The sequence below is a fragment of the Tardisphaera saccharovorans genome, assembly GCF_046635845.1.
Taxonomy (GTDB): Archaea; Thermoproteota; Thermoprotei_A; order Marsarchaeales; family UBA168; genus UBA168.
Genome location: NZ_JAQQXN010000001.1, coordinates 308575 through 327919, shown reverse-complemented (window position 1 = coordinate 327919; position 19345 = coordinate 308575). Strand labels below are relative to the sequence as shown.

At 52.3% G+C, this 19345-nt stretch carries 20 protein-coding genes and 1 tRNA gene; 7 read left to right on the top strand and 14 right to left on the bottom strand.

Features of this window, described 5'->3' with window-relative positions; all coding sequences use genetic code 11:
• Positions 1 to 34 precede the first annotated feature (34 nt).
• Positions 35 to 829: a hypothetical protein gene (locus PRZ02_RS01715; protein ID WP_449464124.1), complete on the bottom strand. Its 795-nt coding sequence runs from the start codon at positions 827 to 829 to the stop codon at positions 35 to 37.
• Positions 830 to 906: 77 nt separating this feature from the next.
• On the opposite strand from PRZ02_RS01715, the gene PRZ02_RS01710 reads away from it, so the two are divergent.
• The gene (locus PRZ02_RS01710; protein ID WP_449464123.1) at positions 907 to 1923 is read left to right on the top strand and encodes a DUF354 domain-containing protein; all 1017 of its coding nucleotides are present in this window, start codon (positions 907 to 909) and stop codon (positions 1921 to 1923) included.
• Here PRZ02_RS01710 and PRZ02_RS01705 read toward each other — a convergent pair.
• Genes PRZ02_RS01705 through PRZ02_RS01695 form a run of 3 tightly spaced genes read right to left on the bottom strand, consistent with a single transcriptional unit; the run spans position 1892 to position 3437 of the window.
• Positions 1892 to 2116 (bottom strand): hypothetical protein, encoded by a 225-nt coding sequence (locus PRZ02_RS01705; RefSeq protein WP_449464122.1) that lies wholly within the window; start codon positions 2114 to 2116, stop codon positions 1892 to 1894. The genes PRZ02_RS01710 and PRZ02_RS01705 overlap by 32 nt on opposite strands.
• A 5-nt stretch (positions 2117 to 2121) precedes the next feature.
• Positions 2122 to 3108 (bottom strand): hypothetical protein, encoded by a 987-nt coding sequence (locus PRZ02_RS01700; protein WP_449464121.1) that lies wholly within the window; start codon positions 3106 to 3108, stop codon positions 2122 to 2124.
• A gap of 11 nt (positions 3109 to 3119) precedes the next feature.
• Positions 3120 to 3437, bottom strand: coding sequence for a hypothetical protein (locus PRZ02_RS01695; RefSeq protein ID WP_449464120.1), 318 nt, complete (start codon positions 3435 to 3437; stop codon positions 3120 to 3122).
• A 155-nt stretch (positions 3438 to 3592) separates the two neighbouring features.
• On the opposite strand from PRZ02_RS01695, the gene PRZ02_RS01690 reads away from it, so the two are divergent.
• Complete coding sequence (locus PRZ02_RS01690) at positions 3593 to 4126, top strand: hypothetical protein (protein WP_449464119.1); 534 nt, start codon at positions 3593 to 3595, stop codon at positions 4124 to 4126.
• Between the two features lie 15 nt (positions 4127 to 4141).
• Here the strand turns inward: PRZ02_RS01690 and PRZ02_RS01685 are convergent, their stop codons facing one another.
• Positions 4142 to 6562 (bottom strand): plasma-membrane proton-efflux P-type ATPase, encoded by a 2421-nt coding sequence (locus PRZ02_RS01685; protein WP_449464118.1) that lies wholly within the window; start codon positions 6560 to 6562, stop codon positions 4142 to 4144.
• A gap of 409 nt (positions 6563 to 6971) precedes the next feature.
• Between PRZ02_RS01685 and PRZ02_RS01680 the strand changes: the two genes are divergently transcribed.
• From PRZ02_RS01680 to PRZ02_RS01670, 3 genes are all read left to right on the top strand, one after another.
• On the top strand, positions 6972 to 7895 hold the full coding sequence (locus PRZ02_RS01680; RefSeq protein ID WP_449464117.1) for an NAD-dependent epimerase/dehydratase family protein: 924 nt from the start codon (positions 6972 to 6974) through the stop codon (positions 7893 to 7895).
• 88 nt (positions 7896 to 7983) lie between these two features.
• Positions 7984 to 8068: transfer RNA gene (locus PRZ02_RS01675), tRNA-Ser, on the top strand.
• A gap of 110 nt (positions 8069 to 8178) precedes the next feature.
• Positions 8179 to 9417 carry a glycerate kinase type-2 family protein gene (locus PRZ02_RS01670; RefSeq protein WP_449464116.1) on the top strand — a complete coding sequence of 413 codons (1239 nt, stop codon included), beginning with the start codon at positions 8179 to 8181 and terminating at the stop codon, positions 9415 to 9417.
• On the opposite strand, the gene PRZ02_RS01665 is transcribed toward PRZ02_RS01670, so the two are convergent.
• The 5 genes from PRZ02_RS01665 to PRZ02_RS01645 all read right to left on the bottom strand — a co-directional run bounded on the left by PRZ02_RS01665 (position 9407) and on the right by PRZ02_RS01645 (position 13422).
• Complete coding sequence (locus tag PRZ02_RS01665) at positions 9407 to 10096, bottom strand: diphthine--ammonia ligase (RefSeq protein ID WP_449464425.1); 690 nt, start codon at positions 10094 to 10096, stop codon at positions 9407 to 9409. The genes PRZ02_RS01670 and PRZ02_RS01665 overlap by 11 nt on opposite strands.
• A 2-nt stretch (positions 10097 to 10098) precedes the next feature.
• Positions 10099 to 11295, bottom strand: a complete 1197-nt coding sequence (locus PRZ02_RS01660; RefSeq protein WP_449464115.1) for a Gfo/Idh/MocA family protein — start codon at positions 11293 to 11295, stop codon at positions 10099 to 10101.
• Between the two features lie 39 nt (positions 11296 to 11334).
• Positions 11335 to 12267: a hypothetical protein gene (locus PRZ02_RS01655; protein WP_449464114.1), complete on the bottom strand. Its 933-nt coding sequence runs from the start codon at positions 12265 to 12267 to the stop codon at positions 11335 to 11337.
• A 293-nt stretch (positions 12268 to 12560) separates the two neighbouring features.
• Complete coding sequence (locus tag PRZ02_RS01650) at positions 12561 to 13199, bottom strand: hypothetical protein (protein WP_449464113.1); 639 nt, start codon at positions 13197 to 13199, stop codon at positions 12561 to 12563.
• A complete protein-coding gene (locus tag PRZ02_RS01645) occupies positions 13177 to 13422 on the bottom strand; it encodes a hypothetical protein (RefSeq protein WP_449464112.1) in 246 nt (81 codons plus the stop codon). Before PRZ02_RS01645 ends, PRZ02_RS01650 begins: the two co-directional genes overlap by 23 nt.
• A gap of 418 nt (positions 13423 to 13840) precedes the next feature.
• Here PRZ02_RS01645 and PRZ02_RS01640 point away from each other — a divergent pair, with 418 nt between their 5' ends.
• Entirely contained in the window at positions 13841 to 14254 is a 414-nt protein-coding gene (locus tag PRZ02_RS01640) for a hypothetical protein (protein ID WP_449464111.1), read from the top strand.
• Here the strand turns inward: PRZ02_RS01640 and PRZ02_RS01635 are convergent.
• From PRZ02_RS01635 to PRZ02_RS01620, 4 genes are all read right to left on the bottom strand, one after another.
• A complete protein-coding gene (locus PRZ02_RS01635; RefSeq protein WP_449464110.1) occupies positions 14147 to 15367 on the bottom strand; it encodes a glycosyltransferase family 4 protein in 1221 nt (406 codons plus the stop codon). The genes PRZ02_RS01640 and PRZ02_RS01635 overlap by 108 nt on opposite strands.
• Positions 15368 to 15454: 87 nt before the next feature.
• A complete protein-coding gene (locus tag PRZ02_RS01630) occupies positions 15455 to 16366 on the bottom strand; it encodes a hypothetical protein (RefSeq protein ID WP_449464109.1) in 912 nt (303 codons plus the stop codon).
• A gap of 179 nt (positions 16367 to 16545) precedes the next feature.
• Positions 16546 to 18192: an APC family permease gene (locus tag PRZ02_RS01625; RefSeq protein WP_449464108.1), complete on the bottom strand. Its 1647-nt coding sequence runs from the start codon at positions 18190 to 18192 to the stop codon at positions 16546 to 16548.
• 85 nt (positions 18193 to 18277) lie between these two features.
• Entirely contained in the window at positions 18278 to 18688 is a 411-nt protein-coding gene (locus PRZ02_RS01620; RefSeq protein ID WP_449464107.1) for a VOC family protein, read from the bottom strand.
• A gap of 144 nt (positions 18689 to 18832) precedes the next feature.
• Here PRZ02_RS01620 and PRZ02_RS01615 point away from each other — a divergent pair, with 144 nt between their 5' ends.
• The gene (locus PRZ02_RS01615) at positions 18833 to 19177 is read left to right on the top strand and encodes a DUF488 domain-containing protein (RefSeq protein ID WP_449464106.1); all 345 of its coding nucleotides are present in this window, start codon (positions 18833 to 18835) and stop codon (positions 19175 to 19177) included.
• Positions 19178 to 19345: the final 168 nt, after the last annotated feature.

Sequence of the window (19345 nt, the reverse complement as noted above, 5' to 3'; positions counted from 1 at the left end):
GGCCGCCTTTGAAAAAAGACATTAAGCAGCTCCCTCAGGCCACAGGCCTCTTAAACAAGTGCATGAGCTGCTTCGCGGGACCGGCTAGCCCTTCGTTCTTAGCGCGAGCAATTCCCCTGATCAACTCCAAGGCAGGCGCGCAGAGCAGCGGCGCTTCCTCGTACTTCACCCAGAGGTCGATCTGAACGCTGCTCTTCAGCGGACCCTCCGCCTCTATCCAGCTGTAGTAATGCCTTCTGTCCCCCATGAAGTCAACCGGTTCCACAGCGCCCATGAAAACCGCTTGTTTTTCCTTTATAAGGAAAAGCTCATCCTGACGCCTGCGTTCGCGCGTTACCTCGTCAAGCTCTGGACCTCCGGCTCCTATCTGATAAGATGAGCCAACGCTCAAGCCCTTCTCTTTAAGGAGGTTGATAAGCGAGTCAAGCACTACAGATGGACTTAACTGCTCAATGGCGTAATCGCCTGCCAGAGGCAGGCCTCTCTTCCGAAAGTCTCCCGCGTAGCCCTGGGTCGACTGCATGCCCATGTTTATTAAAGCCTGCCCTTTTTGAAGCGCAGCTGCAACGTAATCCTCAACCCCTAAGGACGGTGGAAGGTAAAGCAGCACAACGTCCGCATCAAGGGCTGAAACCCCTTTCAGCGACCTCAAAACGGGCACTCCATCGGCCTTTCCAAGAGCCAGTTGCCCAAGGTCTTTTTCGCCCTTGTTCTCAACTGGATCTACCGCCGCCACGACTTTCACGTCCGATATGCCGTTATCGTCTAAGTACCTGTAGAAGTCCACGTAAAAAGAGCTCGTCGACACCACCAAGACATTTGTTGCCATACTATATGGAGATATATCATATATATGTATATAGCTCCGCAACACCAAAAAGCGCCTCCCATGCTCTCGTGACCGATATGGCCAAAATTCACGTTGACATCCTCACCCCAAAGTACGCTCTGTTCATGAAAAACGTGCTGGAAAGGCTAAAACAAAATCATGACCTAATGATTACGGCAAGAGATTACTCTGAACTAAACGAACTACTTGGGCGCGTTGGTATAAACGCCAAGGTAGTTGGAAGGCACGCAGAAAGCAAAGAGGACAAGCTCAGGGAGAGCCTTAACAGATCACTTGAGCTGGAAGGGCTTTACAAAGGGGTGGACCTTGCCTTTGCGCAGGCCTCTCCGGAAACCGCACGCGTGGCATTCGGCCTTGGAGTACCCTATTACCTAGTGCACGACTCTCCCCATGCTGAGGCGCAAAGCAGGTTGACCGTTCCGCTGGCAACCGCCGTGCTCACGCCGTTTCCGGTCTACGCGCGCCACTGGAGGAAATACGGGGCTAGGCAGGTCATCAAGTACAGGTCACTGGACCCCATGGCTTGGATAGGGTGGGCGTCAAAGCTGCCAAACCCGGTGAACGCCGGCAAGGGAGGGAAGGGGCTCGTTGTGATAAGAGAAGAGGAGTACAAGGCCTCTTATCTCGAGGGTAAGAGGACAAACCTTCAAAGCCTCGCCGTAGACTTGGCCCGCCTCGGCTACGACGTGGTCTACGCCCCAAGGTACAACGCAGAGATCGACCTCCCTGGCGTCATAACCGTGAGATCGCATCCCATAATGACGCCCCTGTTGAAGTCGGCCGATGCGTTCATCGGGGCCGGAGGGACCATGAACGCCGAGGCGGCACTGCTTGGGACCCCTACATACTCCCTTTACCCGGGAGAACCAACCGATGTTGAGTCATACCTCATTAGAAGAGGGCTCGTGAAGAGGATGCCAATCGGGGAGTTGATCAGGCACTTCGAGCGCACGTCCATAAAGGAGGAAAAGCTGGCGTTTGAAAGGCAGGCTGAAAAATTCAGGAAGTCGCTTACTGATCCAACGGATTTCCTTGTGGGGTTTATCGAGAGGGCTTTGAACGCGCCCACCTGAATATGGCCTTCAAGAGAAGGTACCACACGTATATGAGCGTTAGCCCTATGGCTAGCGCCATGGCAAAGTCGAATATCCCCGTGAGCTTTCCAAGCCTCAGGGTGACCACAAATGACATGAATATTAGGAAAGCGATAAGCGTTACCCAGGACACGAGCAGCAGGATTAAGGCGCCCGCGTAGCCACGGTTCATAGCTATCACCACAAGGTTACGCCCACAAAGGGTAGTATTGCAAGCGCGAGAACCGTAGATAGGGTTACAAGCACGGCGAGGCCCATGAAAACCTGCTTCTCGCTGAGGGGTTTTTGCGCCACTAGCAACCTAACCAACGAGATGCTCCCGTTGCCTTCATAAGATGCTATCTTGCCATCTTCGGTTATCCGCGTTATCTTCACTCCGGCCTTGTGGTGCTCGTAAATCTTTCCGAGCGACATGAACTTCGCTGCGGCGTTCACTATCATGGGCAATATGGCAAAGAACAGGAAGGACTCGTTGAAGGAAGCTATGGCCGCCGCCGCTATAGCACCTCCAAGCGCGAAACTGCCCGTATCACCTATGAAGACCTTTGCGGGATACGCGTTAAAGATGAAGAGAGCGAGCGACACGGCTGCCACCATTCCCACTACGGTGGCAAGCCCAAGCTCTCCCCTAAGGAAGAGCACACCACCCATTGCCAAGGATATGATAGTGGCCGAAAACGTTGTGCTTCCGTTGACCACGTCATATGAGTTAAACGAGTTCGCCGTTCCAGCTATGAGCCCAAGCGCAAGAAAGGGATAAACGAGGGGGAGCCTTACGGGCTTCAGAAACGGGACCATAAGGGGATGGGAGAAGGGATTGACGAAGAGAAAGATGGGTAAGCCGATTAGTATTGAAAGCACGAACTTGGGAATCGCGCTTAGCTCGGCTAAGTCGTCTACAAGTCCGAGAGCCCAAGCGAAAGCAGCCACGATAACTATGAAGCCGAACTGAACCACGTAATGGGAATCGATGAGATACAACGCCGCTAGTCCGATCACCAAAGATGGAAGTATGATTATACCTCCCATCTCCGGAACCTCTGGGTTGCCGGGCTTATGAACGTCCCTACCCGTTACTCCAAGCCTCTTTGCCACCGCCGTCCAGACAAACGTCAGGATGATTGAAACTAAAAAAACTACCACTAAAGACAGGTAGCCGTACAAAAATGAACCCCTTACTTCTGCTGCTCGCCTGCTCCCTGTGCTGACTGCTGCGGAGATTGCTGAGAGGGCTGCTGAGAGGGCTGCTGAGAAGATGGCTGCTGAGCTGGCTTTTCAGGCTCAAGAGGGGGCGGAGCTGCGGTCGTGATTATCGTCCATCCTATCCAACCGGCAATGACCATAAGCGCTACAACGGCAAGCCAAACGACCAGTTCAGCGACAAACGCGGCGTATTGCGAGAACGGCGGAACCCACATGAACACGGTTACCAATATCAGAACTATGACGGCTACCACAAGAATAGCCCCTCCAATTAACTTATCGCTGGCCAATTCGTATTCTAATGCCAGTTGCATATAAACCTTTCAAGAACAAAGCCCCTGATCCATTTTTATCGTAGCGCGCGCTTTAGTCGCCGATGTTCATCATCTGCCTGGACTTACTTTGATTACAACGATAAACTTTTATTTACATCTTTCGTTAGCATGTGAAAAGAAAACTACTTGCGGCCAGAGCGGATCTGGCAGAAAAGCTTTCTGAAGAGGCCAGAAGGAGGGGAAGCACGGTCTACGGATACTTGAACGAGATAATTCAGGGCGTGCTTCAGGTCGGAGGAGAAAAATCTTTTTCGGAGCTCGTTGAAACGAACAAAGCTGTTCAGCTGGCCAAAATGCTCGGCTTGGTCTTAGCTCCCCCGGCCCTTTGGAGCGATTGCAAGGTCATCGAAGATGACGCTGAGAACACCGGGAAAAACGCCGCGCTTTACCTTAAAAACGTCGAGGGCAACGCGGCCAAAAGCGTCGAATCGTTCATCAGGAGCCTTTGCTGGAACGCCTCCTTTTTTTCGCTGAAAATCGAGGAATATAAGGCCACGCTTCAGGTAGTTGGACGCGACGTATCCGATAATCAGATGATCTTCGTGCTTTCGGCCACAAGGGGAGCGCTTTCAGCCCTCGGTTACGTAGAAATCAACCGTACGGTCAGCCGGGGGCTGGCTACCGTGACTTACGCAAAAACCTGACCTTAGGAGTCAAGCTCAGAACTGAACCTTGTAGAACTTGAACGCTATTTCCTTTATGGCATCGTTAAGTAGTAACGTCGTCAGCAGCGAGTAAACGAGCGCGACCATAAGGACCTTTACGCTTACCGCAGGTATCAGTATCCCGAACACCGATATGAGAGATATCGCTATGAAGTCAGCAACGGATGAGAGCAGAAGCCAGTTGCTGGGCCTGGACCTCCAGAACCACCTCCTCTCCCTGACCACGTATACGGTGAACTGGCCAGAAAATACAAGTAAGTCAAATATGAACGTCTGAAGCTCCGGCAGAGGCATGTTCATGTAGTGCGCTATGTACATGCCACCCATGAGCTCAGCTACGACCGCCACGGATATTATCGCAGCCGCGCCTACCAGGTTCTTCACGTTCCACTTCTCAGGCGTCCTAGAGTACCTCACGGAGTCGGTGGCTATGGACATAGTAACGAAATCATTTGCAAACAGCAAAAGAACCACGTCGAAGGCCGTGGTAGCGAACTGCCTAAAGACCATGAAGGCGAGGCTGATGAAGACAATTATCTGGAAGGCCTTAATTATCTTGTTCATGGTGTACGTTATCATGCGCTGGTAGATCTGCCTCCCTATCTTTACCATGTCGACTATGTTGGCTATTCCCTCCTGCGTCAGCACCGCGCTAGCGGCTCCCTTCGCGACGTCTGTGGCGTTGCTGACAGCTATGCCGACCTCTGCCTGCTTGAGCGCTGGCGCGTCGTTCACTCCATCACCTGTCATACCAACCGTGTGGCCGGCCGCCTGAAGCCCCTTAACTATGGTGTACTTGTCCTCTGGATATATCTCAGCAAAGCCATCGGCCTCGTCAACTACCTTTGCCTTCTCCTTCGGGTCCTTGTTCTCGAGCTCAGATATCCTTATCACGTTCTCGCCTATGCCCACCTCCTTAGCGACCTCCTTAGCTATGGGTAGGCTGTCGCCCGTTAGCATCTTCGGCTTGACTCCTAGCTCCTTCAGCTCCTTTATGAGGGCAGGGGAGTCGCTTCTAGGCCTATCGTAAAGGGCAAGAAGGCCGGCGATCCCTATTTTTTCCTTTCCTTCGTGGGCCTCCACGGGCCCCTCGCCAACCGCTATGACCCTGTAACCCCTCTGAGAGGCCTCGTTGACGTATTCTTGAAACGCCTGAAGTTGCTCGCCATCCATCTTGGAAAGTGAGGCGAGTATCTGAGGTGCTCCCTTCATCACCACGAACTGCTTCCCGTCCTTCTCAACCACGGCTTCGGTCCTCTTAGTTGATGGGTCAAATGGGTGAAAAGTCACCTGCTTGAAGGAGTCAAGCTTCACGTTGCTTTGCTTCGCGTAGTTCAGGACCGCTATGTCGATTGGGTCTTGCGTTGCCTCATGAGATGCCAGCGCGGCATACGCTATGACCTCATCCTTGCCGTAAGACGGAAGCGGGGAGATGCCGGCAACGCTGAGCTTGTTCTCGGTTATGGTACCTGTCTTATCCATGCACACCACGTCCATCGACGAGGCGTCCTCCACGGCGTTAAGGCGCGTTATGAGCACGCCCGCCTTGGCCAACTGCAAGGCGCCCAGCGCCATGGCTATGGTGAACATGGCAGGTAGGGCGACGGGTATCGCGGCTACCAGCAGTATAAGGGCAAGCGGAAGCACCTCTATTATGTTGTAATGAGAAATGAAGGACCCAGCCAGCAGGATCGCTATGAACACCGCGTCCATGACTATGAGGTAGTCGACTATCCTCATTATGACCTCCTGTATGTGGAGCTTCGGCTTGGCGACCTGCACAAGCTGAGTTGTCTTTCCGAAGTACGTTTTGTCTGCCGTGGCCACGACCACGGCCGTAGCCTCACCCCTCTTTATTATGGAACCAGAGTAAAGCAGGGAGTTCTTACTCGCTTCAACGGGAAGGGACTCACCGGTAAGCGCTGACTGGTCAACGGAAACGTTTCCATCGACGACCTTCATGTCAGCAGGGATGAAGTCGCCAAGCCTCACCCTCACTATGTCTCCTGGGACGAGCTCCCGGGCCGGAACGACCTTCCACTGCCCGTCCCTGAGCACCCTAGCGTTAACCGTGAGCTTTTTCTTAAGCATCTCAACGGCATTGCCTGCCTTGTACTCTTGCACGTAGCTTATTATGGAGTTAAGCAACAAAAGTGCAAGGATTATGTACATGTCGAGAAATTTGTGCAGGATGTAAGTCAGGACTATGGTGACCTCAAGCATCCACGGGACGAGTCCCCAGAACTTCTTGAGAAACCTGATGACCGGGCTTTCTTTCTTTTCCTCTATCTCGTTATATCCATACTGCTTGAGCCTCTTTGCAACCTCATCGCTCGTCAGCCCGTTTAAAGACGTGTTAAGCTCCTTCATAAGATCTTCGACTGATTCCTTCTTGGCTTTGTCTGGCGCAGCCATAGTTTATCAGGGTTTAAACCATTTGAGCCCGTAAAAGCGTTTACTTGATCCATACAAGATCATGTCAACGACTCACGGCTGAAACCCGCGGGCTTGCGGCTTCCGGAAAATGGGGCCACGATAGGTGCGCCCCCCTTCCAGATAGCTGTTTTAAGTGCCTCTTCGCGCTCTTCATGCCGACAGACTATGACGTGCCTCGAAGAAATTCACATTTTTTCTCTCCACTTCGACCTTTTCAGAAAACCAATTTTCCTGCGGAACCGGTAGCAACGTTCACAATGCCCAAGTCAACTTCAATTACCCTCATTAGCAGGAAAGCCCACTCCGTTCGAGGGGAATTGTGCCATTTGGCGAAAAGTCAGCAGCGAACGCGCGCGATGACTTTATCTCCTACCCGCCTCACCGTCCTATGGACTACTTGATAACCGGCGGATCGGGGTTCATCGGCAGACACCTCTTAAAGGAACTTGGTGGCGCTTCGATCATCGACATCGTTAAGTCTTCTGATCCAAACGTCAAAGAGCAAGCTAACTTGGACATAGCTTCCGAGAGCTCTCTCGAGGAAATGGAAAAAATATCGAGGGGGAAGGAGGCCATATTCCACCTGGCAGCCAACCCCGAGGTCAGGGTCGGAGACCCAAACGTCCACATAAGCGTGGGTCTCGTGGGAACATATCACGTGTTAGAGGCCGCCAGAAAAGCCGACGTGCCCAACTTCGTTTTTGCCTCCTCTTCTACCGTTTACGGCGACGCGGCGCTTACCCCGACGCCTGAAGACTATCCCTTGGCGCCCATATCTACCTACGGCGCCATGAAGGTGGCGTCTGAGGCGCTCATATCGGCCTACGCCTCGTATTACGACATAAAGGCCGTTTCCCTGCGGTTAGCAAACGTTGTTGGAGGGGATGCGCCAAGAGGCGTACTTCACGACTTCATAGGGAAACTGAGGAGCAATCCCCGCGAGCTCGAGGTGCTCGGAGATGGGACGCAAACCAAGAGCTACTTCCACGTTGACGACTGCGCTAGGGGATTTGCGATGGCGTTGAAATGGGGCAAAAGGGGAAGGAACACCGCCTACAACCTCGGAGCCGTTGATGCGATCGACGTCATAAGCATAGCGAAGATAACGATCGAGGAAATGGGGCTTAATCCTTCCGAGGTGAAAATTCACACCACGGGTGGATTGGGTGGAAGGGGATGGATGGGCGACGTTAAGTACGCCTGGCTCTCCATAGAAAAAGCGAAGAAGGATGGATGGCTTCCCGCCATCAAGACAAGCGAGGAGGCCGTTAGGAAGGCCGTGAGGGAGATCTTGACTCGGGGCTTGGCATAGTCCCGACGTTTGAGCTAGCTTACCTACGTGGATGGTATATCCGCTCTCGATCCCCCAAAGAGTTAAAAGCAGACCAGACTTTTATCGCGCCGGGGTGGCCGAGTGGACAAAGGCGGCAGCCTTGAGAGCTGTTGGTCCTCCGGGCCTCGCGGGTTCGAATCCCGTCCCCGGCGCCTTTAATGCCAAGTGCCTTCGGGAAGCGTAAAAAGCCTGAAAGTTTCAGAGCGATCGTGGCGTATCCCGTTACAATAGGCATTTAACTTTAAGCGAGAATAACGCGGGATTGCAAGACTTCGACTTTCCGCCTCCTTTAAACGCCAAACAGGACACGCAGGAAAGGAAAACCGTGATAGAGATCCTAACCAAAGCGCTCGCCTCCGTGGACCCTTTTTCCCTCTCGATAACACACATATCCGGGAAGCCCGACATAACAGTGGACGGTATCGCTCTGGGAAAAGACCCCTTTCTAGTGGCAGTAGGAAAGGCTTCGGGAAGGATGGCGCTCGCTGCAGCGCGCTCTGGGTTTCGCAGGGGCATAGTCGTGATGCCCAAGGGATATCCCGTTCCCGATATCCCGTTCCAAGTCATAAGGGCAGGGCATCCAAAACCCGACGCGGATTCCCTTGAGGCAGCGCAGGCCATAATCAGCGCTTTAGACCACGAGGATTCCGTGCTGTTTGAGATCTCTGGCGGGGCCTCCTCACTAATAGAGATGCCGGAGGATGGCCTCGAGCTCAGCGACCTCGCTTGGGTTTACGAATCGCTTACCAGAGCTTCAACGCCGATTCACGACATAAACGAGGTTAGGAAGCATCTATCCGCGATCAAAGGAGGAAAGTTGGCGGCGCGCGTTAGGGGAAAGTCCGTTTCGCTCGTCCTATCCGACGTGCCCGGTGATGACCTATGCTCCGTGGGCTCAGCCCCAACCTTGGCAACTACAACGGGGATCGAATGGGTTAGGAAAGTCCTAGAGGAAAGAGGCGCGCTAAATGATGCCCCGGAAAGGGTGCTTGACTTCCTGGAAAAAGGAAAAGAGCACGCATCTAGGTCCATCCCAACATTGCTCATAGGAGGGAACGCCAACGCCGTCGAGGGAGCGATGAACGAGGCGAAAAGAAAGGGGTATCCGACCCTTTCGCTACCGCTTGCTGGGGAGGCAAAGGACGCGGCGTCTTTTATTTTATCGCAGAACTTCAAAGGAGTAATAATTGCCGGAGGAGAGACCACGGTAACGCTCGCAGGTCCGGTGGGAAAGGGCGGAAGAAACCAAGAGCTGGCGTTATGGGCATCGCTCCGCCTCCATGGAAAAGAGACGCTTGGGGCCCTGGCAACAGATGGTGTCGATGGTCCCACGGACGCGGCCGGAGCTCTGGTTGACGCCACCACTCGGTCCCTTGAGGACCCCGAGGCGTACCTAATGAGACACGACTCGTACGAATACCTGAAAAAAAGCGGCGACCTCATAGTCACGGGTCCCACGGGAACTAACGTGTCTGACATCGTTGTATATCTCAGGCCATAGGCGACTTCGGAACAAGCCTCACGCGCTTTATGACATAGGTTCCCGTATCTACCCTCCATACCTTCTCGGCTTCTTCCACTCTTATGGATTTCCTGAAGAACGGCGCGTCAAGCACTAAACTCTCATATTCTCCTCCCTCTCCAGTCGGGTCGACCCCCCATTTCTTGTTGAGAACCATGAGTTCCTCGATGGCCTTCTCGTCAAGCTGTCTCCCGAGCCAGTTGGGGCCGATCCCAAGCGCCGAGGCCAACACAAATATGACCTTCATCTTTCTCCTTAGGTACTCCCTCAACAGCCACTCGCTGTCCTTATGCCAAAGCGGCGCGTACAGTTCAAGCCCAAGCTGCTCGCATACCCTACCTATTCTGTCTCCTTGGTACTTGCTTCTTATGCCGCCTATGGAAAGCCCCTCTATCCCCCACCTTTTCTTAACTTGAGATAAGTAGTAAGCTAGGTCGTCGACCTCTTCTTCCTTAACTCCTCTCGTGTAAAAAACCTCAAGGGGAACCCCCACCGCCATGGCCTGTACCTCGACTACCCACGAGTTAACCGTGTGGTACATGTAGCTCCAGCTGTTAGGGGAACGCATGTTGACCGCAACCACGACGTCGTGTCCGGCCTCCCTTCCCATCTGAAAGGCCGTCCAAGAATCCTTTCCTCCGCTTATCAGGGCCGCCATCCTCAACTGTTGTCGCCCTTCTTAATTCCCTTGATCAGGGCCTTAACCAACTCCTCTCCGCCATCAAAAGTCTCGGCAAAGTCTCTGAACTCCTCCGGAGTTACGGCCACCCTTCCCTTCAGCTCCGACAGGTATGCAGCGCCCATGGCAACGGTTGTCTGAAGCCCTATGTCCTCATCGGAAATGGAGCGCGTTCCGTCCTTTACGCAACTAACGGCATTTGATAACTCCATCTCGAAGCTGTTCCACTTTGGCACGGCCACTTCCCTCTCGTATCCGAAAGCGTCAACCACTTCAAGCTTCCTGTTCTCGGGTTCCCCCTTGATTACGCCAGCCGTTCCCTGGACCATGAAGGGAATTGAATCCCTGCCTGACCAAGATCCCTCCGCAAGCAAGGTTACCCAGTCGCCTTTTTCCCCTTCGAGCCTCAACTCCAAGTGAGCGTCATCCTCAACTTCAAAGCTTCTAAACCTGCCGTCTATTAGACGGTCACTCATCCTCTGAGATATACCATGGGGGGCAACGGTCCTAACCTGAGCTATCCTCTTCTCGAATCCGGCAAGGAACCATCCCACAGTTATGGAGTGAGTGGCCATGTCCACCAACGCACCCCCTCCCGAAACGGTCCAGTCCCAGAACCACTTCCTGTTCTCGGGCCCGTAGTGAGCAAAGCTCACAGATACCAGCAAGGGCTCGCCAACACCTCCTCCCTGTACCACCTTCCTTGAAGTATAATAAAACGGGTCAAAGATTTCCTGTTCATTGTGCTGATAGAAGCCGTGGCTTTCCTTCACGGCATCCCATATGCGCTTCGCCTCTATATATGAGTAAGCCATGGGTTTTTCGACCATGACCCCAACTCCCCTCTTTATCGCGTCCACGACCTGTTCGTGATACTTTGGAGGAGTGCAAACGTCAAGCAGGTCTATCTGTTCCGCGCCAAGCGCTGCCTCAAGCGATGAGTACGTCTTAATTGAACTTGCGGCCGCTCTTAGCAGCTCAGCTCTATCTGGATCAACGGTCTCCAGCTCCTTTGCCCTATCCTCGTAAAGCTGAAGCATGAGTTTTTTTGTGGCCTTCAGGCTTTGATCAGACACGTCCACTAGCGCCACAAGCTCTGCGCCTTCAACTGAAGGATAAGATGGAAGGTGCATTCTCTGAAAAATGCTACCCGTGCCCACAGCCGCTATCTTTACCATGATCTATTCATGAGACATACCGTTAAGCTTTTGCCGAGCTCACGCCAGAAAAGCGATAACTCCAAGGAGAAGCGGTATTGGAAGCCCGGGCAGGGGCCTGACCTTCCTTAGCAGCACGAGCGTGGCTGCGACCCCAACGTCTATGAGAAGCATTTCCAATAGGGTTAATCCCATACCCATGCCCTCAGCGAATATTGCCGTCGGCATCATCGAATAAAAGGTTATGTCCCCAAGCCCCATCTCGATCTCCCCAAAGTTCACGAGCATTGGCCCAAGGAAGCCCCTCTCGGGCCTTTCCACAACTTCTTCTTGGTCCTCCGCACGGGCGCTGGGCTTCCCGAGCATCCTCGATATCGGTCCTCTAAACACCGAGTAAAAGTCATAGGCTGAAAACAGAAAGGCCAGAAATATTATGGTGAGTTTTTGAAACGAGACCGCAAGAAAGAAGCCAAGCTCCGCGCCATTGAGAAGAACAAGGACATTGACCAATAACTGAAGCCATCCACGAAACCGCCTCGGATAAAGCCCATAGGCCGCTATTATGCTGGCAAAGACGAGAGGCACCCCTATGGATATTGCAGAATAATAACCCAAGAAGAAAGAAGCCACGTAATAACTCAGCAGAAACGTAGCCACTCCAAGAATGCCCGAAATGACGTAATTTATGTAACCCCTTCTCAGTAGCAGGACCAAGAGAAAAGCGGCCACCAGAGATCCAATCACAAGGGTCGCCGAAACAAGGAGCGAGCCAAAGGCACCTAAACCGAATGGAGAAATTGATTGAACTATCATGTGCGAGGTTATGTTTGACGCTGGAAGGCTCTCGGTGGTGCTGTTGACTATTGCTGTGACGTTTCCGTCTGGGTTGATGGACACTATGGTTATGGGCTTGGTGAGATAGGCTATTATGACCGCGAAAAGCTGCGAGAAAGTAATGCCTCCGAAAATAAGCGCAATGCCCTTGACCTTCATATGTACCTACGTGGGCTGCCTTTAACTCTTTCCAATTTGCCGGGTTATTACATGATTTCTCATAGAGCTTTCGGCATATGAGATAATCGCGCTTAGAGCTAAATCGCGCGATCAACAAGGGCTCTAACCACTGGCATACAGATGGTGATAAGCGAGATAAGCCCAGCCCAAACGCTATTGAAGGTCCTACAACAAGCAGTTAGTTATCACAGGTGAGTTCTCTCCATATGAAGCTCTTCGAGGACTCGAAGAAAGAGCTGGAAAGGGCAAACGCTAACAAGTACGGAAGGGCCTTACCTATGAAGTGCGCCTTCGCTTAAATATTGCCCGAGTACCTTCATAAGGGATTCGGCGAGTTCCTTTTTTCTGAAGGGCTGAACCTGTTCAACAGGAAGCTCCACCGCAGTGCCGCTGTTTCCTCCCGTCTTGTAATAGTACTCAGCGATTTCCCTTCCAAAGAGAAGCGTGTCCTGGGCTGCGCTTACCGCCAGCTTTTCCAACTCCTTTATCGCCATGCTCAAAAGAGATGACGAATTACCCCTCTGCAACTCGAAGCTGTGAGGGATGAAGTAAACTGGGAATGAGAAGAAGCGGCCAACGGAGAGAGCGGCAGGAAACAGTTCCCAGTTAACCGCGATGACTGGCCCCCGTGCTCCGCGCTCGTATGCACTCGTCGCAACTATCCTCTCAGCCTCTCTGCAGGCTGAAAACGCCCACGTGATCACGTTTTGATGGTCGTAAACAGGATTTACAAAGCCCCTGAGCCTCACGTTTCCGATGTCCTGCCATTGAAGTCCAGGAGCCACCACGTAAACCGTCGCGACCGTCGATAGCGCGTCAGCTATCCTGAACGAGAACTCAGATAACGGTGAATCAACTGGCGGATATTGAGCCGTAAGCACAAAGACGTCACGTAAAGAGCGAGGATACAAACATTATCCCTTTCTTACTCAAAAAGTACTTTGTCCGCCCATCCGCTATGGATTCAAGATAGCCCTGCGCCACCGCCCGTTCGATCACCTGCCTTATGGTGCGGACATCCACTGAAAGAATACCCGCCAGCTCCTCCACCGACCTTGCCTTTGCTGACGTGATGAATCCTGCATTATGCATTCTAATCAAGACGTTGTCCTCGTTGGGGACCTTCTGAGACAACTCATATTTAGTTCGCAACGGTTTATAAGTGTGCGTAAGTCGTCAGGCTAGGCCCTTTCAAAAGGCGGCCTTCTTCACGAAGGTTCCCTCGCTTAATTCGGTGAGGGCATCATGCTCCACAATACCCCTTGGCAAGTAGGTAACTATCTCAATACCCCGATGGGGACGCAAGGGAATCCCATAGGTTAAGCGCCCAGATTATCCGACCCAAATTCGTCAAAAGGACCAAAAGGAGGCCATCTCAGGGCTTCCAAATACCGTGTGCAGGAGGACTCCAGCCCCGTCCACAGCTTCCCTTCAAAGCCATTACGACGGACTTTGCGCTCATCTATAATACCGCAAGAAAGGGGCACAGCTTATAAAGTTATCGCGCGCCCAGCTCAGGCAAGCTTTAATCCATCCATCGATAAAGAGGAGATTGGCATTAGAAAAAACGTATGATGAAGTGGTTAGCTACGTCAAAGCGCAGGGATTAATCGCGTTTAAGGGCATACCCCTTCTGGGCGAACAGCCAAACAACGTGATGCTCTGGGACGAGGGCGATAAGAACTGGAAGGAGTTCGTTGACGCCGCAAAGGCGGAAGGAGCAAAGACCCTGGTGATTAGCAAAGAATACGGGCAAGGGAAGCACGCAAACGACGTGGGATCCATAACCCTTGCATGGGCAAAGGACGGGATAGTGTACCTTTACGAACAAAGCGAGGACTGGTTCGAGGAACAACGATCAGGAAAACTGCCCAACGCCTTCCTTAGCCCTCCAACTGCTTTTTTTGTACTCGTTCAAAACTTGGTTATAGACGCCAACGGTGCTGGCCGCTATGGTATCCCATGAGTATTTCTGAAGAACGTCAAGCTTGGCCTGCTCCGCCATCGCCCTTGCCCTGACCTGATCTGATAGCACGTAAGAGATACCCCATGCAATGGAAGATGGATCTCCCGGATAGACCTTAACCCCGTTGCGCCCATGAGACACTATCTCGCCCAGCCCGCCCACGTCAGACACGACCACGGGCACGCCTGAAGCCATTCCTTCCAGCGCAACTATGCCAAACGGCTCGTAAAGGCTTGGCACTACCAACACATCAGCAACCGAGTACAGCGCCTTCTTCACGCCTTCCTCGACAAAGCCCGTCAGGTACACTTTTTCAGATATGCCAAGCTGACTTGCAAGCCTATAGAGGTCCTCCTTCAGATAACCCTCTCCAACCATGACAAGCTTCGCGTTGAAGCTGTTAAGGACGTACCTAAATGCCGTCATAAGCTCAAGAACACCCTTTTCGTGAACGAGCCTACCCACGAAGAGAACAACCTTTTCGTCGTCAGAAGCAAACCTCCTTCTGAACTGAGAGTCAGCTTTGGCCCCGAACTCCGATGGCCACACTCCATTAGGTATCACGTGAATCTTATCGGGAAAGGCGCCGAGCTCGCGGGCCTGATCTGCCATTGCATGGCTGCAAACTATGACCTTCCACGACTCTGAGGCAAGCCACCTTTCTTCCTGATCTATGTGCGCGCTCAACTGCGAAAATATCCCGCCCCTTCTTCCTTTTTCGGTGGCATGTATGGTAGCCATGAGGGGAAGCCTTGCCAAATGCTTCAACCCTATGGCCGACTCCGCCACCACCCAGTCGTGAGCATGTATCAGGTCAAAATCTTCATCCTTCAAAAGCGGGATGGACCGCTGCTCCATGGAGTAATTCATAAAAGATATCCACGTGCTGAAATTTGGCGCCGGTCTCTCGTATGCAGGGACGCGGTGCACCCGTATGGTTCCCCGTGAAATCTTCACCTCCTCTTCAGCTGGTGCATCAGGAAACTCTGGAGTGACCACATCGACCTCATTTCCTCTCATGGCTAAAGCCCTAGATATATCCCTAACGTGAGATGAAATGCCGCCGACCACACGGGGAGGGTATTCCCACGTAAGCATTAAAACGCGTCCCATTTTGGTTGTGATAGGCAAGCGCCTTTAACCCTTGCGAAGAGAGGGGGACGCGTCCTGATAAAAACCCTCATCGGGCAAGGCCTTGGGTCAGCCCTTGGGCAAAACGTAGTCGTCCCTTCCTCCTATAATGACCCTCTTTACCCTTCCCTGCTCTCCCTCAACGAGCTCAAATCTCCCCCTGTACTTCACTGCTTCATCAATGCCCGCGAGCCCCACGAAGTCCTCGTCATAAACGATTATCTCTTGCACTTCTCCCTTAACGCGATACCTGGCAGGGAAAGCATGCCCGAGCTGATCGTCGCTTATCTTTGCCTCTCCTTGAACGCCGTCTTCAACCCTGAGAAGGCGACTATAAGAATCTCTATAATCCTGTTGCCTCGGTAGCACGACCCGAACTCTCACCAACTGTCCTTCGACCTCCGCCACATCCCATTTCCTTTCCGTTAAAAGGGAGTAAATCTCATCGGACATCCATTGGCGCTTCCTTATGGCCCTCTTCTTGGCCTCTTTCGTTGAAAGGCCAGCTTCCTTCATAAAAGATATCACCTCAGATCCTTGCTTGAGCCCATATATCATCAGCTTCAGCGGCTCGTACGAAAGCCCGAGTAGTACAGGGCCTCCAATGCCCACTGAGAAGGGGGCCACTGCGCTTCCCGCCGAAATCGCGATGACCACCCTCTTGAGGTTCTCGTCTCCGTCTCCAAAGAACGCTTGCCTTGCCTTCAGCTCCGGGAGCTGATGGTACTTTATGGCCTCTGGTGGAAGTAAAAAGGCACCCGGTACGTAATGGCTCTTGTAAGGGAGATACCGATGACCATGAGAGGAAAGGGAGATGCCCGCCAAAGGCCCTTCCTTGGCCACGATGAAGTCTCTCTCCCCATGCCTGGCGGGAGTGTACATTAGCAACGATAGCGCGTAACCATGCACATCCCTATCTATGACCTCGAGCACGGCGTCCTCCTGCGTTATAACTAAATCGCCCTCGGCGTAATCTGGCATATGGTTCATCTATGACACAGGCTCCGTTAATATGTCTTTATGATGGTACGGCGATTGTGCGGTCCTCTGGGCAAGTGTATCCCGAGCTTGAGGGCCTATCGCGATTGGCTTTAAAGCCGTATCGCGTATTCACCTTGGTCGCGGGCAGTAGGCGATAAAAAGCCGAAGACCATAAGTCCCTATGGGCAGGGGGAACGCGACCTTCGCCTTGCGACTGCCCTAACTAGCAACTTCAAGCGGTTGCGCTCTTTTTCGTCACTTTGAACGCTGGACGCAAGCAACAAGGGAGGGATGTGAGGAGAGGCGCTCTTGACCCCAGCGTAGTAGAACATTAGGGCTGCCGCCATAACGCCGACCAGGTCGAAAGGCTCTCTGATAAACCCAATACCTCCAAAGGCATGGCTACCTAAGTAAGAAAACACCAAGAGCATCGCCAGGTATCCGAAGTACCAAAGGGCGGCTTTCGCGCTTTCATATATCGTCCCCAGCTTTCTCGCATAAATGGCGTAAATGGGAATTCCAAGCAGGGCAAGCCCTATAACGTAAAGCGTGTATGGCCACCCAAACCAGTACACGAGAAAAGTGGTAACGATAAATGCCGCCGGTCTAACGATCCTTCCAACGGGCAACCTGAAGCCATCGCTGCTGAAAGCCCCCAATATCGCTGAGGACACTGGACCCATGGAATACGTTATCACCGTAAGGCCAGATGCCACCTCTACCATCTGATACCAGCTCGGAAAAGGTATTATGAAAAGCGCACTCAGGGCTAGACCTAGCAAAAGAGCCTTTGCCGGTACTCCTTCGTCGTTAAGTTCTGCAAATATCTTCGGGAAATATCCCTGCTCGGCCATGGCGAAGCTTATCCTTGATGATGTCGTGAAGTAAACTCCGGACTCACCCATGGGGGAGTAAACGGAGTCAAGCAGCATGAAAACAACGAGCCAAATCGCACCCAGCGAGGCCGCCGCATCTATAAAGGGCGAAGAATGAAGCGCCAGAAGCGCTTTCCAGTTGCCGGTAGGAATGCCAAGCGCGTGCCAGTTGACGGCCATTAGAAAAGCAACACCAAGAAGCGTGTAAAGCGCTATGGAAATCGATGTTGAGAGGATAACGGCTCTGGGAACGTCTTTCTTGGGGTTCTTCGCCTCAGCCGCCATGTCGATCGGCTGCCTGAAGCCACTGTACGTAGATATGATGCCACCAGCCGATATGGCCATTAACACCCCGCCGAAACTGGAGGGCGTTAGCGTTGCAGAGCTTATTGGGGCCGGGCTAAACCGAAAGGCGAACACAAAAGACAAAACCATAATGGGAACTAGAAACTTAAGCAGAGTTAAAATTGACAGAAAACCCCCTACCTTTCTCACCCCTGCGAGATTGAGCGAGAAGAACAGCACCAAAAAGACGAAGGCAACCGCAACTCCCAGCGGGGACAGGCTACTTCCGCTGGAGGAGGCCAGCGGTGAGTATAGGAAAGAGAGAGCTTGTGCGGATGCCACAGCTTCAAGCGCCGAATAGCTAACTCCGGCAAGGAATATGCTCCACCCGGTTATAAACCCAAGAAGCGGTCCATGAGAGTAGTCCGAGTACTTCGCCACTCCTCCCGCAGTCGGGAAAGACGAACCCAGCTCGGCGTAAACTAGCGCAACGAGCATGAGCATGAGTCCCGCTATGAGCCAAGCATAAACTTCGGATGGACCCGCTATTGCCGCGGCTTTGGCTGGCGCGAAGAGCCATCCCGCTCCTAGGATGGCCCCTATACCGAACATGGTGAGCTGGAATAGACCCAGCTCTCTTTTGAATCTCCCAGCCAAAACCGTCACCGAGATCAATAACCAAGAGTATATAAATATTTCCGTCCTATCCGAAAAATTTTTTCATATTCTGGAGATAACACCGTAATATTTGCTAATAGCCTGAAACCCCCTTTACGGCCTTGGCCTGAGGAGAACCAGGTAATATTTGCATCAGCTCTATGTCGTTCCCCTCAGGATCTTTAACCCAGCACTGTATGTTGCCGTCTAACCCCATCTTTGGCTCTGTTGTCTTAATTCCCTTTTTTTCCAGATCCTCAACAGTCTTGTACATGTCATCTACCAAAAAGCACAAGTGGGCAAAACCATAACCCTCGCCCTTGTGGGTTCCCCCCGCCCTTATGAGCTCTAGGAAGGTGCTACCGAGCCTCATATAGATGATCCACTCGTTACCTTTTTCATCGTTAAGCGTGAACGAGTACTTCAGCCCGAGTTTTTCGTAAAAATCCCTCATCTGGTGAAGGTTCGGCGTGGTTATTGCGGCGTGACCAAAGTCATATATCATACATAAGTTTGCCAAACGACATTTAACTCTAACGGGGCTGGGCGAGCGAAAAATACCTTTAGCAAAGTATCCCATGCTTTAGGTCTCGGTAGTTCGCAGCTTCTCCTAAGGTAAAACGCATAAAAGCAATTCACGTCATTACATATGGATATAAGAGTAAAACGCGTCTACGAACCCGCTTCTCCCAGCGACGGTAAAAGGGTTCTAGTAGAAAGACTTTGGCCCAGGGGCATGAAGAGGGAGGATCTGAAAATTGACTCTTGGGAAAAAGAGGTCGCACCAAGCAGCGAGCTTCGCATGTGGTTCGCGCACGACCCGACAAAATGGGAAGAGTTCAAGCTAAAGTACTGGGAAGAGCTTAAAGGAAACCCGAAAATCGAGGAGCTGAGGGAATGGGCAAGGCGGGGCACTCTGACGCTGCTTTTCTCGGCCAAAGATAGAGAGAGAAACAGCGCCCAAGCACTTAAGGAATACCTGGAGACCGGATAGGCTCTTCAAAGCGCCAGAACTTGAGGATATGCATTAGCTAAGCGCACTTAGTTTTTCGATAAAGCAATAGAAGACATCTACATCTCATACGGCCTAAAGAGCTTCAACCATGCGCAGCGGTCGAAAGAGGTAACTTAAGAACCTAGACCCTAAGACTTTCAACTTCAT